The sequence below is a fragment of the Hoylesella oralis ATCC 33269 genome (genome assembly GCF_000185145.2).
GTDB lineage: Bacteria > Bacteroidota > Bacteroidia > Bacteroidales > Bacteroidaceae > Prevotella > Prevotella phocaeensis.
The window spans coordinates 583,071-599,023 of record NZ_GL833119.1 but is presented as its reverse complement, the minus strand read 5'-3'; the positions used below and the strand labels follow the sequence as shown (position 1 = coordinate 599,023).

At 44.6% G+C, this 15,953-nt stretch carries 9 protein-coding genes and 1 pseudogene; 4 read left to right on the top strand and 6 right to left on the bottom strand.

From position 1 onward, the window contains the following. Positions 1-106: 106 nt before the first annotated feature. The gene (locus HMPREF0663_RS05130) at positions 107-1,999 is read right to left on the bottom strand and encodes a heavy metal translocating P-type ATPase (RefSeq protein ID WP_016665445.1); all 1,893 of its coding nucleotides are present in this window, start codon (positions 1,997-1,999) and stop codon (positions 107-109) included. Positions 2,000-2,194: 195 nt separating this feature from the next. Here HMPREF0663_RS05130 and ruvB point away from each other — a divergent pair, with 195 nt between their 5' ends. Genes ruvB through ybeY form a run of 3 tightly spaced genes read left to right on the top strand, consistent with a single transcriptional unit; the run spans position 2,195 to position 4,099 of the window. Next, the gene (ruvB, locus tag HMPREF0663_RS05125) at positions 2,195-3,229 is read left to right on the top strand and encodes a Holliday junction branch migration DNA helicase RuvB (RefSeq protein ID WP_004369209.1); all 1,035 of its coding nucleotides are present in this window, start codon (positions 2,195-2,197) and stop codon (positions 3,227-3,229) included. A 4-nt stretch (positions 3,230-3,233) separates the two neighbouring features. After that, positions 3,234-3,671: a pantetheine-phosphate adenylyltransferase gene (gene coaD / locus HMPREF0663_RS05120; protein ID WP_004369208.1), complete on the top strand. Its 438-nt coding sequence runs from the start codon at positions 3,234-3,236 to the stop codon at positions 3,669-3,671. Continuing rightward, positions 3,668-4,099 (top strand): rRNA maturation RNase YbeY, encoded by a 432-nt coding sequence (gene ybeY, locus HMPREF0663_RS05115; RefSeq protein WP_004369207.1) that lies wholly within the window; start codon positions 3,668-3,670, stop codon positions 4,097-4,099. Before coaD ends, ybeY begins: the two co-directional genes overlap by 4 nt. Before the next feature lie 191 nt (positions 4,100-4,290). Here ybeY and HMPREF0663_RS05110 read toward each other — a convergent pair whose 3' ends face one another. The 4 genes and pseudogenes from HMPREF0663_RS05110 to HMPREF0663_RS05095 all read right to left on the bottom strand — a co-directional run bounded on the left by HMPREF0663_RS05110 (position 4,291) and on the right by HMPREF0663_RS05095 (position 11,758). Further along, on the bottom strand, positions 4,291-5,664 hold the full coding sequence (locus HMPREF0663_RS05110; RefSeq protein ID WP_004369206.1) for a DUF5125 domain-containing protein: 1,374 nt from the start codon (positions 5,662-5,664) through the stop codon (positions 4,291-4,293). 18 nt (positions 5,665-5,682) lie between these two features. Next, positions 5,683-7,218 (bottom strand): endo-1,6-beta-glucanase, encoded by a 1,536-nt coding sequence (locus HMPREF0663_RS05105; RefSeq protein ID WP_004369205.1) that lies wholly within the window; start codon positions 7,216-7,218, stop codon positions 5,683-5,685. A gap of 12 nt (positions 7,219-7,230) precedes the next feature. After that, the gene (locus tag HMPREF0663_RS05100; RefSeq protein WP_004369204.1) at positions 7,231-8,751 is read right to left on the bottom strand and encodes a RagB/SusD family nutrient uptake outer membrane protein; all 1,521 of its coding nucleotides are present in this window, start codon (positions 8,749-8,751) and stop codon (positions 7,231-7,233) included. 13 nt (positions 8,752-8,764) lie between these two features. Beyond that, positions 8,765-11,758: pseudogene (locus HMPREF0663_RS05095) on the bottom strand (SusC/RagA family TonB-linked outer membrane protein). A gap of 726 nt (positions 11,759-12,484) precedes the next feature. Between HMPREF0663_RS05095 and susR the strand changes: the two are divergent. Beyond that, entirely contained in the window at positions 12,485-14,179 is a 1,695-nt protein-coding gene (gene susR / locus HMPREF0663_RS05085) for a SusR family glycan utilization regulator (RefSeq protein ID WP_004369200.1), read from the top strand. A 168-nt stretch (positions 14,180-14,347) separates the two neighbouring features. Here the strand turns inward: susR and HMPREF0663_RS05080 are convergent, their stop codons facing one another. After that, positions 14,348-15,922 carry a S41 family peptidase gene (locus HMPREF0663_RS05080; protein ID WP_004369198.1) on the bottom strand — a complete coding sequence of 525 codons (1,575 nt, stop codon included), beginning with the start codon at positions 15,920-15,922 and terminating at the stop codon, positions 14,348-14,350. Positions 15,923-15,953 lie beyond the last annotated feature (31 nt).

Below are 15,953 nucleotides of genomic sequence, written 5' to 3'. Positions count from 1 at the left end.
AACCGCAGGAAAGCATAAAAATAACGGCGCATGCAATATATTCTGCATGCGCCGTTTGTTATTTATGCCGGTCGTATCTTAACGAAATAGCACCGATGAAACGGACTTATTTCCCCGATCGGAGAAATATCTTAGAAGAATTGAGTACGGCTAAAAGAGCCACACCGCTATCGGCAAACACCGCTTCCCATAGATTGGCCAAGCCGAATATGCCGAGTATCATAACGGCAGCTTTTACGCCTAACGCCAACACAATATTCTGCCGAACGATACGGCGTGTGCGTTTTGCAATTAAAATTGCTTCGGCTACCTTCGACGGCTGGTCGGTCTGTATGATTACATCGGCCGTTTCTACAGCCATATCAGCACCCAGCGCGCCCATCGCAATGCCTACATCGCTCAACGCCAGTACCGGTGCATCGTTGATACCGTCGCCCACAAACGCCACTTTATGTCCTTCGCGTTTCAGTTTTTCTATATGAGCAACTTTGTCACCGGGCAGCAATTCGCCATAAGCATGGGCAACATTCAACTGACGTGCTACCTTATCAACCAAGGCTTGCTTATCGCCTGAAAGAATTTCTACCCGTGTATTCAATGCCGACACGGCCTGTACGGCATCTTCTTTCAGCGTGTCTGCCAGCAGAATATAGCCGATGAAACGGCTGTTTTTCGCAACTGCGACGATGGTTTCGGGCATCTCTTTCAATGCTTCGGGATAAGCAATGCCTTTGTTTTCGAGCAGCTTAAGATTACCAACAGCCCATCCTTCCGCCTCAAGACCGTAGCCCGAAAGCGAACGGAGCGATGCCGGAGCATCGGCAGACGGCAGTTTAAGTTCTTTATACGCATAATCTACGATGGTGCGGGCTATGGGATGCGGGCTCGACTGCTCCATAGCAGCCACCGTACGAATATCGTTTTCGTCCAATCCATCGACTTTTTCTACAGAAAAGCTGCCGTTGGTAAGCGTGCCGGTCTTATCGAATACCACCGTATCAACGGCGGTCATGGCGTCTAAATAGTTACTTCCTTTAAAGAGAATGCCACGCTTTGACGATGCTCCTATGCCCCCGAAATAGCCTAAGGGTATGCTGATAACCAGCGCACACGGACAACTTACCACCAAGAAAACGAGCGCCCGTTTAAGCCAATCGCTGAAAATATACGCAAAATCGGCAACAGCCAACGAATACAACCACGGCAGCAGTACGGTGAGAAAAGCCAGCACGATGACGATAGGGGTATAAACATGGGCAAACTTGCGTACAAACAATTCGGTGGAGGCCTTGCGTTCAGCTGCCTCCTGTACCATCTTTAAGACACGCGAGAGGGCTGATTCGTCCGACGGACGCAACACTCTAAGCCGCACAACCGAGTCGAATGCAATCATTCCGGCCAATACCTCGCCGCCACGTTCTATCTGTGCAGGAAGCGATTCGCCCGTAAGCGCCGACGTATTAAACGATGCATTCTCGGTCAAGAGCGTACCGTCGATCGGCACACGTTCGCCAACTTTCACCTCTATAACGTCGCCCACGTTCACTTCTGCGGGATCTATTTCTTCGATATCCGGCGATTTGCCGTTCACATCTCCTCCTTTCAACCGTCTTGCTTTATCGGGGCGCAGGCCCACAAGCGCACGGATATGATCGCGGGCACGGTCTACTGCGCGGTCTTGAAGTGCCTCCCCGATGCAATACAATAGCATTACAGCAACGGCTTCCGGATATTCACCGATGACAAACGCACCGATCGCCGCCAACGACATGAGCATGAACTCGCTCATGAAGTCGCCTTCACGCACGGCATACCATGCCTCTTTCATCACCGGAAGTCCCACCGGAAGGTACGCAACGGCATACCATGCGAAGCTGAACAATGGATGCTGAAACCATACAATGCCCATGTAAGTTGCCAAGATGCCGCCTATAAGCATGACAGACGATATACCTAAGCTCCATAGAGATATGCTCTTCTCATGTTCTTCGATTTCCATATTTCTGTTGTCTTTATTTTGTATTTCTGCTGCAAAGGTAAGGAAAAAGCCATGCAACTCGGTTGCAAAATGCGAAAGGGGCACAAACAGGAGACCTGTCGGTACACTCTATTCCAAAAATATGAATTGCGAATGATAGTTTATGAATTAAAATAAGTATCTTTGCACAATACTATTGCAGGTACAGAACTATCGATGAGCGAAGATTTTGATATAAGAGAAGAGACACTGACAACTGCCGAAAGGGAATTTGAAAACGCACTCAGGCCATTGAAATTTACCGATTTCAGCGGACAAAAGAATGTGGTAGAGAACCTTGAGGTATTCGTCGAGGCGGCCAAGTATCGCGGCGAACCGCTTGATCATACCCTTCTGCACGGTCCTCCCGGATTAGGTAAAACCACATTGAGCAACATCATTGCCAACGAGTTGGGCGTGGGATTTAAGATAACCAGCGGCCCTGTGCTCGACAAACCGGGCGACTTGGCCGGCATCCTTACTTCTTTAGAGCCCAACGATGTACTGTTTATCGACGAAATACATCGTCTGTCGCCCGTCGTGGAGGAATATCTGTATTCGGCAATGGAGGACTATCGCATCGACATCATGATCGACAAAGGGCCTTCGGCCCGCTCCATACAGATAGACCTGAACCCCTTTACCCTCGTCGGAGCCACCACCCGCAGCGGACTGCTTACCGCTCCGTTGCGTGCACGTTTCGGTATAAACCTGCATTTGGAATACTATGAGCCCGATACATTGACCAAAATTCTGAAACGCAGTGCCGGTATATTGAAGGTACCCATAGACGATGACGCTGCCATAGAGATTTCTCGCCGCTCCAGAGGTACCCCCCGTATTGCCAATGCATTGCTTAGAAGGGTGCGAGACTTCGCTCAAGTGAAAGGAAGCGGGCGAATTAATACCGATATAGCTCGATTTGCGCTTAAAGCACTTAATATCGATCGGTACGGACTGGACGAGATAGACAACAAAATTCTGCTGACCATCATCGACAAATTCCGTGGCGGACCGGTCGGAATATCCACCATAGCAACGGCCATCGGCGAAGATACCGGCACCGTGGAAGAGGTTTACGAGCCATTCCTCATCATGGAAGGCTTCATCAAGCGTACTCCCCGCGGACGTATGGCTACCGCATTGGCGTTCGAGCACCTCGGCAGAACGCCTTATGCCGGTGAATTTATGGAACCTAATTTATTCGGATAAAAATATGAGAACGGGTATATTTGTGGGAACTTTCGATCCTTTTACAATAGGACACGCATCGATCGTGCGCAGAGTTTTACCGCTGTTCGACCGTCTTGTCATAGGCATAGGCACAAATGAGCGGAAGAAATGTATGCTCAGCAGGGAAGAACGCCTCGACGCGATAACCGTTCTATACCGAGAAGAACCTAAAATTACGGTGAAGACATATACCGATCTCGCCGTAGACTTCGCCCGTCGAGAGGGAGCACAGTATATCGTTAAGGGCGTCAGAACAGTGGCCGACTTCGAATACGAACGCATACAAGCCGACATAAACCGCCGGATAGGCAACATAGAGACACTGCTTCTTTTCGCCGAACCGCAGTTGGAAAGCGTTTCTTCGAGTATGGTGAGAGAACTGAAAAACTTCAACAGAGATATTAAAGAGTTTATTCCATGATAAGTTACAATGCGGATGGCGTGAGTATGCCGAAGATAAAGAAGCGAGAAACCACGGCTTGGATCAAAGCAGTGGCAGCGACTTACGGCCGTAAAGCAGGCGAAATAGGCTACATGTTCGTAGATGACGCGAAGATACTTGAGGTAAATAACCAATATCTGGGGCACGATTATTACACCGATATCATCACTTTCGACTACAACGATGGCGATACAATAAACGGAGATCTTGTGATTTCGCTCGATACAGTGCACAGCAATGCCGAGAAATTCAACAAAAAATACGAAGAAGAACTGCACCGCGTGATTATTCATGGCATACTCCATCTCTGCGGCATCAACGATAAAGGTCCGGGAGAACGCGAGATTATGGAGGCTAACGAGAACAAAGCGTTGGCATTACTACGCAGTTTGCAAGAAAAGAAATAGGCAGTTGTCCGAGAAAAACACGATACTCGTCTACAATAAACATCGCACATGGCACCGGTGAAAGCCACAACGATGCTTGTTAAAAGAAGAAACCCCTCCTCTTTTTACTTATAAAAAGGAGGGGTGTTTCAATATAACATGTTCAAATAATAAAATGCCCGATGAAGTTATCGGGCATTTATATTCCACATTTATTTCTTGGTTACAGTAAGTACTGCGTTCTTCGGATCGGCTGAAAGGTCAAGCGTAAGTACGTAGGTATCGCCATCATTCAGTGTTGATCCATCTGCCAGATAGATATTTCCGTCATCATGACCGGGGGTACCTTCACCAATTATGAACGGAACAGGATTGCCCGTGACGCGATACTCGCTGCCCTCCTTGCCTTTAAACTCTACTCCCCAGCCCGCCTGACCGAAGAACTTGAAGTTTACCGAAGACGGATTAAGCTGCTTGCCAACAGTAAATGTTAGCTGATAAACTTTGCTGCGTATCTGCGCCATGCACAATGCATGGTCGGTATCCGTCCACCATCCCTGACCTTGTATGAATGTATAAGACGGTTTGGCCAGCCCATCGCTGCCTATAATCCATACAGCTCCCGTTCCATCAGCCTGCAACTTAGCCGGTTCTCCGGCAGAAACAGCCCACACCTGCAATGCTTTCCGCGTGTAATTGGCCGTAATGTGATAGGTTCCGGTTACGGCATTAAACTTGTAAGTTCCATCGCCATTGCTTGTAAAGAAGTCGGGATCGTAGTACCAATCGTTATCTGTCAAAGCATCATCGCCGATAAACTTATAGTTATAACCCTGCACCAAATTGCCGTTGAAAGTATTGGCGGCTTCGGTAAGTACGATTTCTAAATAACCGGAATTAGGATCGTAAATCGGCGAATAAGCGTATGTAAGCGTATTGAACGTTACTTTAAAACTTCCCGAATGGGCATTTACAAACGATATGTTATCCGTAACGCCTTGCGTAACACCGTGATTACCCTCGCCGAAAGTAATTTCATTGCCGTTCGCACCCTGCTTTGGAGCAATGATATAACCCTGAACAGTATTTTTACCGAGGGAGTTTACTGTAGTTGAAAACAGGAAAGGGTTCGACGCATCGGGCAACATAGTATATCGAGTACCGTCGGATGTTATCAACGTAAGCGAGCCATAATGCGGACGGGTAAGCAGTATGTCGACCGTTTTCTCTGCCGTTGCGAAACGAATATTCTGCAAGGTAAGTTTCAACTGCGCATTGCCGTCGGGCACAACTTTATAATAAGGTACAAACAACTTCAAGCGGTAATCGCCTTCGGTCTTGGTTCTGACGGTCTGCTGCGCAACCTCTTCGTTGCTATAGAGTAGGGAACCTTTGAGCGTAGACAAAGGAACACCGCCGTTATCCGTACATTTCACATCAATTATAATACTGTCGCCGAACATTGCAGGAGCCACTTCTGCAACAGTAAGCACGGGAGATCCTTCACCTCCATCATCATCCTTGCTGCACGAGATTGCCAATAAAGTGCAAAGCAGTGCCATGAATAAATATCTTAAATTCTTCATATCTTCAAAATTCTATTGTTATTTATCCCATTTGCATGATACTACAGAGCCTGCCGGAACTCTGCAACGGAAATGATTTTGCCCGTCGCTGATCGTAACATTGCGGTCTGTATCGCCGGTATTCAGCATAATTACAGCCTTTGTTCCATCGGGGTTAAGAAATTCCACATGTGAGAAATCGCTCAATTGAGTACTGTCTGAAGTGACTCCGATGCGCACTGCGCCCGGATTAATCACGCTCGACATGTGGCATATAATAAAGTAATGTGAGTTGTAATGCAACTGCTTATATCCGTTTTGATCGATATCTACTGCCCCGAAACAAGTCTGGCAGCCTCCGTCAAGGTTAGGTCCCATGTTCTTGTCGAGCATTAAATTCCAAACCAAAACAGCTTTGCAATAGCGTGTAACGGTAGCAAACGTAACGTCGCGCATATCGTTGAGCAGGCGCGCCGTTAGGTTGCGTCCGTCGTTCCATGTTCCGATGGAGGTTTCAGAGAATATCAATTCTTTGGTAGGTGCCTTTGCATGAACGTCGTCGAGTTCCTCCGGACTCCCGCCATAGTTATGATAGGCAGCCCCTACTACATACTCCGAACCCTCAAAGGAGCTACCCAAAGCATTGTATATTTTTATGGGATAATCATTTTGACTAAATGAATTGTCGTAATTAAAATTATGGTCGAAGAGGTATATCTTCGTCTTCAGGCTGTTCTTCTTAAATGTTGCAGCCAGCACTTTTACGAAATCTGCCTCCTCTCTCCACGGGATATACGTCGACGCACAGTTCGCTTTATTCAACGGTTCATTCTGGGGCGACACGGCATAAATATCTATTCCGTTGTCTTTCATGCCTTGAATAAACTTCACGAAATAATCGGCATACGTCTGATAATAATTCGGATTGATATGCCCATCGGTCCATGAATCATGGGAAGTCATGCTTATCAAGTCCTTTACCTTCATCCATTTCGGACAAGTCCAAGGTGCTGCAATGATCTTAACGTTAGGATTAATGGCTAATATTTCTTTCAATATGGGGATTACATAGTCGGTCTCGTCTTTATAAAAACGGAAATTCTCCAATCCTTCTTTATCGCATAACGTGTATTCGGTACTTGAGAAATCGCTGCAACCGATAGAGATACGAGCGTAGCTTGTACCGAATCCTTCGGTAGTAGAATATGTACGTTTCAAGAAAGCGGCACGGTCTTCCGCCGTCATATGGAGCAAATTATAACAAGAGGAATAGGTAATGGCAAATCCGAATCCGTCCATTGTCTGGTATGTTTTGCTCGGATCGATCCGGATTGTAGTAGGTGCCATGTTGCTTCCCGTATAAACATCCGCACTTGTCTGGTACAACATATCGGCACCATTCGATGTTGTCGTGAAAACAATGGCCTTGTTTGCTGCCGGCGTTAAATTGGGATTATCGGGATCTGTCTTATATTCTTCTAACGAAAGCGATGAACTGCTACACGCTGTAAGCGAGAAGAAGACGGCACTGATGGCAATGCCGAAAACCTTAAAATTATTTTTTATTGTAACCATATTCGTAATATATTAATAACCGGGGTTCTGTTGTAAATTATTATTTTGATCGATTGCCGCTTGTGGAATAGGCAACAGATATGAATTCTCATCATACATACGCTTCAACTCCAACCTACCGCTGTCGCGAGTTTTCAATGTATTCATTACTTGTTCGACCTTGTTGTTTCGGCAAAGATCAAACCATCGTTCGCCTTCGAATGCAAGCTCGAGCCGCCGTTCATGTAATACGGTCTCGATCATTACGTCTTTCGAAGCCTTCTTATCCGCCGTCAGCTTCGGCAACTTTGCTCGCTCTCTTATCATATCCACAAGAGCCGCACTTCTCGTAAGGTTGCCCAAATAAGCTTGTGCCTCGGCTTCAATGAGAATAATATCGGCAAGTCGCAGGAAATACACATTATTATACCCCGAACGCAACTTATACATAAACGGATAATGATTTGCAGGATAATAGTTGCTCCACTTACAATCATAGTACACAACCGACTGGTTTAATCGGATTGTGTCGTTCTCATTTTGAAAGTCTTTTAGGATATCACGCGACGGTGTTACCCATTTAGCCCACGTAAAGCTATTATCATAGTTTTCAAGACAACGGCCATACATCCACGATTCCCAATTGCCACCACCGGTTGTCCAATGAGCTTCTAATATTCCTTCGGAAGTGTTCCGCTTCACACAATCTTTTGCAACATCATCCCATCCCCACAATGTAACGAATTCCGGTTCGAGTTCCAATCCTGAAGTATTGATAACGTCTTCTGCATACTTTACGACCTTCGAATAATCTTGCTTGGGTTTCTCGGCATATACCTTAGCCAACATGGCTTGAGCCACCGTCTTTGTCAGGCGAGTTCTGTCCGTTCTGTCGAAATCGGGGGCATTTTCAACAGCATATTCCAAATCATTTATGATTTGTTGATAGCATTCCTCCACAGTAGAACGTGGCGGAAAATAAGTAGGATACACTTCGTGAATATTCTTTGAAGTGATGGTTTTGCCAACTGTTATGATTACTGGAAACGAACCCCAATACCTTGCCATCCTGAACATCATGAATGCACGGAATATCTGTCCCTGTGCTCTCATCTGCTTATATTCCGTGTCGGTAATGTCTCCTTTTTCTTTCAATTGCTCGATACCGTTGATAAGAACATTGCTCTTGGCTATATCTTCGAGATATCTATTCCAATCTCGCAGCAAATCGGGGTTACCTCCGTCAAGAGAATTCGTCTCAAAGGGAACCACTTCTGCGCCGGTAGTACCTACGTAAGCATTATCCGAATGGCAATCAGCTATCAATAAGAAATCGAGATGCAGGTGCTCCTGTCGTGTACGGAACACCTCGTATAAAACTTTTAATTGGCTTTGAGCTGCGGCTTTATCAGCCAATACTGCCGTCGTTGTATCTGTCTGTTTGCCTTCCGTCAATTCTGAAGGATCGGATATCGGCTCATAATTCAGCGAACAACTGCCAAGCAAAGCGGTCAATACCCCTAATATGAGTATTCTGTTATATTTTGCTTTCATATCTTTTATCGTATTAAAATTCTACTTTTACTCCCATAACGAATGAACGGTTCAGGGGATATGTCCCCCAATCAAGGCCTTGTACCGTTCCGCTATTACCATGCTGATTAAGCTCGGGATCAAGTCCGGAGTATTTTGTAATGGTAAAGAGATTTGTTGCCGACACATAAGGCATGAGTTTAGTAAGCCCGAATCTCGAGATAATAGAACGAGGTACATCGTAAGAAAGAGAAACGTCTTTCACTCTCAAGTAGCTGCCATCTTCCAAATAATAGGTAGAATTATGCTGTACAAACCCCACCTTGGGTATATCTGTCTGCTGTCCGGGGATACGCCAACGGCTCAATACCTTGGTCGTTTGGTTCTTTCCGTCGTACATTCCCTCGGTTTCCATACGCGAAACATTATAAACATCATTCCCTACACTGCCTTGCAATAAGATACTCAGGTTAAAACCTTTCCATCTGAAAGTATTTGTCATGCCGAACGTAAAGTCGGGATTCGGATCACCTATAAACGTTCTGTCGGAAATAGAAACTACTCCGTCTTTATTAACATCTCTATACATCAACTCTCCTGTTTCGGGATCGACGCCATCGGAAATATATCCATAGAAAGAACCCATAGGATGTCCGGGCGTATTCAACACAACATATTCATTAACAGTCTCCGATGTCATCGCATCATAATACTTCTGAGTAAGAGAGAGTTCTTTCAACTTATTCCGGTTAAACGAGATATTGAAATCGGTATCCCATGCGAATGTACCCACGAGATTTTTCGAACTAACGGTGAATTCCCATCCTTTGTTTTCCATCGCTCCGCCATTATAACGGAGTGTTCTTGCAGCAGCACTGCCGGCAGGAAGCGTTGCCGTCATAAGCATATCCTTCGTGTATTTGTAATAATAATCAATATATAAGGTGAGCCGGTTATTAAACATCGTGACATCTAACCCAATATCGGTCTGCGAAGTGGTCTCCCATGTTAACTCAGGAGCACTTAGCGTGTTCTGAACACGATTAGGAACAGCATTGGCATCATTCCCTGTTCCGAACCATTGCACACGCTCTATCCTGTAAGTTGCTAAGTAACTATAGTCTCCGAGTCCGCTTTGATTACCAGTCTGTCCCCATCCTCCACGCAATTTCAGGTCATTGAGCCACGTTATATCCTTCATAAATTTCTCGTTAGTGATACGCCACGCCGCAGAGAACGAGGGGAAATATCCCCAGCGATGACCGGGGGCAAGTTTCGAACTTCCGTCGGCACGCATATTAAAAGTGGCCATATAAGTATCATTCCAATTATATTGCAGACGTGCGAAGTACGAAAGTATAGCCCAATCGGCTGCCGAACTCCCCGTTCCGTCCCAGCTTATTTTGTTGGCAGCATTGAGAGTTTGTATGTCTGGTTTCGCATAATTAGTGCCGCTCATGTTACTTTGACTCCATTTACTCGACGTCCATGAAGAGCCTATCATGGCATCGAAACCATGACGTCCGAAATTCTTTTTCCAATTAAGCACATTGTCAAAGGTAAGCAATGTGTTTGTCGACCGAGTATCGCTGCCGCTGCCTTTGGTATCTCTGCCATCGTGTGTCTCGAACGGATCGACAAATTCCGTAGCGACACCGTTCGCCCGATCCAGACTTAACGATGTTGTAAGATTAAGTTCCGGCAAAAATTTGATCGTTGCTTTACCCGTAGCTATTATTTTATTATACTTAGTTTTTGCGTTTTGTGTACGTGACAGGCTCTCCAACGGGCTATCCATATTTACTCCATAAAAGGTTGTATAATACTGTCCCGGGTTCTCCGGATCCCATATTGGGGCGTATGTAGGGGTATTGATGATAGCTGTAACTACGCCGGCACGGTTAGATCCATTACCTGAAAAGATACCTACACCTTTCCATACATAATCAGAGTAGGCAACACTTCCATTCAATCTCAGCCACGGACGGATATCGTTCTCTACTGCGAGCCTTACGTTATAACGCTTAAAGTTCGATTTACCGATCACTCCGTTCTCGCCTGTGTACCCTCCCCCCAGATAATAGCGCAGTTTGTCGGTACCACTCGTAACGGAAAGTTGATAATCTTGCACGTTTCCTACGCGATATACCTCATCCTTCTAATCCGTACAATCTTTCAGATTATCAGGAAGATTTAACTTGGTAACACCACGTTCGTTCATTTCATTTATCAGTTCTTTGTACTGTGCGGCATTTAGAGGCTCTCTATTATCACGAACCGTATTAAAAGCATAGTGCGCATTCAGACTTACCTTGGTAACACCAGCCTTGCCTTGTTTCGTGTTAATGATGATAACACCATTGGCTGCTCTCGATCCATAGATGGCCGCAGACGAAGCATCTTTAAGAATATGTATCTCATCGATATCGTCTGCCGACAGGAAATCGACATCCGTCATCGGTACACCATCCACCACATAAAGCGGATTGTTACTTCCGTTCATAGAAGTTGTACCACGAACTCTGATTGTCGGCGAAGAACCGGGCTGTCCGTTGGCCTGTGAAACCATGATACCGGCAGCTTTACCTTGTATACCGGCAGTAGCCGAGACGATCGGACGCGACTCAAGATCCTTTGTCGATACCGATGAAACCGCCGTAGTTACATCCTTACGCCTTACCGAACCGTAGCCGATAGCCACAACCTCGTTAAGCATATTCACCTCACTTTTTAAGATCACTTTCATGCCATTGGCGGCTTTCTGGTCTTTTGTGGCATAACCGATATAAGAAAAACGTAATGTTGCGTTACGTTCAACCTCGATGGAAAACCTCCCATCTGCGTCTGTAACCGTTCTGTTCTGTGAACCGACTTCTAAAACAGTGGCTCCTACCACCGGTTCATGGTCGTCTCCTACCACCTCGCCGGTAATTCTTGTTTTCTGTGCCGATACAGATACCGAAAATAGCAAGGCAAAACACAACAGCACAAAAGACCTAATTGCAGTTAGATTGTTTGTTGTCTTCATAAAGAACATGTTATTATTTTAAAGTTAATAGTTAATCATTGTCTTTCATTCGGTAAGACATTGCATGTTACAAAGATAAACACAAAAGCAAAAAATTATGCTTTCCTATATTATTTTAGTGGTTATTTATTCAATCATATTATAAATAAAGTACTGATAATCAGGCATAAAAACAAACACTCTTTCTTTTAAAAAGTGGTAGAAAAACCGCTTCTTATCGGATAAAAAACACGTTCTAATCTTAACAGAACTTCTCTTTCAAACGCATACGCTACTTTATCCGCATCTTTATTTCATACTCTATCGATACATAAAACGATATCAATTGCAAGAAAACAAATAATACCGAAAATAATAAAGAACCATAAGTTTACCTATTTTTACTATCATTTATCATTACTCCCCTAACAATCTGTCTGTTAGTTTAACACAAGTATTACAGATATGGCAGCATGACAACAGCATACTGTCGTTGTTTTCTCTTCCTGAAAATACCTTTCCGTTTTCTATACACTAAAGGTGTATGCCTTATACAAGATAGGTATATGCTCAACAGAATATAGGTGTAAGATGAACAGTTACCCTTTTTTAAAATAATGACCGAATGTTTGTTCATATCAACCCCATTTACTATCTTTGCATTGAGCCTTGGTTTACAATGTCGAACTGCAAGACATATCACAACATACCCGCCGAAACAAAATATTCAACCAACCTTCATTCACAATGAAATTGTTCTTCATACTTATCATATTTCTATGTTTACCATTACATTCAAACGCGCAAAACGAGAATATAAATAGCCTATATCGCCAATTAGACGACGCTGTAGCCAACTCGGCCGTATTCATCAAGCAACGCGAAAAACGAATTGCAACGCTTAAAAATTCCTTACAACAAACCAAGAACACCGAAAGTATTTATCAACTCAACTTTCGTTTATTCGAAGAATACCGCTCTTTCATAAACGACTCTGCCATTGCATACATTAAAAGGTGCATTGATATTTCCCATAATGCCGGCGACAAACACCGCGAAACTTATTGTATGATTCTCATTGCCCATCAACTTACAACCGGAGGCATGTATTTCGAGGCATCCGAAATACTGGATAAAATGAACAAAAGCATGTTTGGCAAAAGAGAATTGGGCATCTATTATAAAACCAAGAACTATCTTTACAATGAACTTGGATACCACAGTAATATCCCCGAAGTGCAAAAACAATATTACCGGCAGGCCTCCATATACAGCGATTCCATGTACTGTCAGGTCGACCGGCATAGCACAGACTATCTCGAGGTAAAAGAAAGAACTCTTATTTACAATAATCAATATGCAGAAGCTCTCCATATAAACAACCAACTTCTGGGCATGGCAAAGCCTCTTTCTCACAAATATGCCATCGCCGCATATTATCGGCAATTGATATATGAGCACATGGGAAACACGGAAAAAATGAAATACTGGCTGGCAAAATCGGCCATCTGCGACATACGTAATGCCATTATGGACCAAGCGTCGCTATGGACTTTGGCTCGACAACTGGATAAAGAAGGCGATATCGACCGCTCTTATCGATACATTAACTATGCATGGAATGCGGCTAACTTCTTCGGTACGCGCATACGTAACTGGCAAATATCGCCGATAGTCCACTATATCAGCAAAGATTATCAGAAAATCATCCGCAGCAAAAACCGCATACTTTCCATTTTCACCGTCACTGTAAGTCTTATGTCGGTATTACTTTTGTTCCTGCTTTACTATGTTAACAAACAACGAAAGCATTTGGTGATGGCACGCAACACACTGAAAGAGGCTAACGAAAGTCTGGAACAACTTAACCGAAAACTGTCGGAAAGCAACCGAAAACTGGATGCTACCAACCATAAACTATCGGACACGAACCATAAACTCAATGAAAGTAATCGAGTAAAAGAGGCTTACATCGGACGATTTATCGGTATGTGCTCACTGTATATTGATAAAATGGATGACTTGCGTAGACAAATCAACAGAATGATGCTGAATAGGCAATACGAGAAGGTGATGCAGATCACCAAATCGGCCGATATCAAAAATAAGGAAATAGATGAACTCTATGTAAACTTCGATGCTGTGTTTATAACGTTGTTTCCTAATTTCGTAAACGATTTCAATGCACTTCTCAAGCCCAAAGACCGCATCCATCTGTCCAATCCTAATAAACTGACCACACCAATACGCGTGTTCGCCCTCATCAGGCTGGGTATAGACGACAGTACGAAGATAGCCGAATTTCTACATTATTCGGTAAATACCATTTATAACTACCGTGCCAAAATCAAGAACAGCGCCATCGGTGACCGAAATATGTTCGAGAAACAGATAAAAGAGCTGGGAAACATAAAAGATACCGAAACAACACAAGTTTTATAGACCATGCATTTATATCGTTTGGGCCATGCATATAACGAATTTATATGCATGGCCCAAACGACATAAACATAATATCTATAGCAGTTCGGAAAACAGTTTTATCGGCATTACCGCCATCAATGCCCTTATCATCTTTTCCATTTAACCGCTTTATGCAATAAAAATGGTTTATTCGCCTACCAGCTCCACCGCCTTTTGTACGATATGATTGCTGCGGTTCATGATCTGGAAATACTCGGTCATATCCCATAAATCGCGGGCTACAAGCGCTTTCATCTGCTGACGGAGCATGGGCAAAGTCTGTTTGAGTTCTTCGGGTGTCTTGGGTTTAATCTTCTGTTTCTCTGCTTCTTTCAGCATTTCATCGATGACAGATTGCGGTATATCGAAGTTAGCATCAAAGTCTTTGAACGTCGGATATTTCTTCTTTAGTTGTCGGCGGTTGTTGTCGATGTATTTCAAATTAGCATTAATAATGATACTCTTTGCTGCTATCTGCCGATGGAATGGGGTATATTGAGCGGTATCTAAAGGTACGAAGAAGTCGGGCATGATGCCTCCGCCGCCGTAAACTACCCGATGACGGCGCAAAGTGTAATATTTAAGCGAGTCGGACAGATGTATGCTGTCTGCACTATATAACTCCCCGTGTTTGAATCTGTTCTCTATATCTTCGGCATAGCTCTTTCTATCGCCTTTTTCATAAGGTTTTTGGATGCATCTCCCCGATGGGGTGTAGTAATGGGCTATGGTAAGACGGATCATGGAACCGTCGCGGAATACTATCGGGCGCTGCACCAACCCCTTACCGAACGACCGTCTGCCTACCACTTGTGCGCGGTCTTGGTCTTGCAGAGCACCCGTAACAATCTCCGAGGCCGAAGCCGAATACTCGTTGATAAGCACAAATACCTTGCCCGTAAGCAGTTTTCCGTTGCCTCTCGCACGGTATCCTTCGCTATTGGCACGGCGTCCTTGGGTATATACAATGAGGTCGTTGCGCTGTAAAAATTCGTTGGCAATCCGGATAGCAGCCAGCATATACCCTCCTCCATTATCCTGAAGATCGAGAATAAGGTCTTTCATTCCGTTGCGTTTCAGTGAGTCTACGCCAGCCATGAATTCATCGTATGTGGTTGCTCCAAAGCTCCCGATACGGATATAGCCCACTTCCGGACGTATCATGTAAACGGCATCGATGGTCTTCACGGGTATTTTGTCGCGCGTAACCGTGAAATAAAGCCTGTCTTTAATGCCACGTCGAACGATTTCAAGGCGGACCTTAGTGCCTTTCTTACCACGAAGGCGGCGCATTATTTCCTCACGTTCCATCTTTACACCTGCTATGGCAGTGTCGTTAACAGCCACGATACGGTCGCCGGCCAATATTCCTACTTTCTCCGAAGGGCCGTTCACTACGGGTTGAATAACAAGCAACGTGTCTTGTATCATATTAAATTGTACGCCGATACCCTCGAACGAGCCCTGCAAAGGTTCGGTTAACGCCTTGGTTTCCTTAGCCGTAGTGTAGGAAGAATGGGGATCGAGTTTCTCCAGCATGCCGCGTATGCCGTCTTCCACAAGCTTATTTTCGTCTACAGGTTCTACGTATAGATTGGCAATAGAGTCTTCTGCCGCTATTAATTTGTACAACGGATTTACGTCTTTGCCATTGATACGGATTTGAGATATGGCAGACGATGCCAATAGAATGGCTATGGAGGTTATGAAAAATCTTCTCATAAGATGGTTGTTATAATTGGATAAATACCCT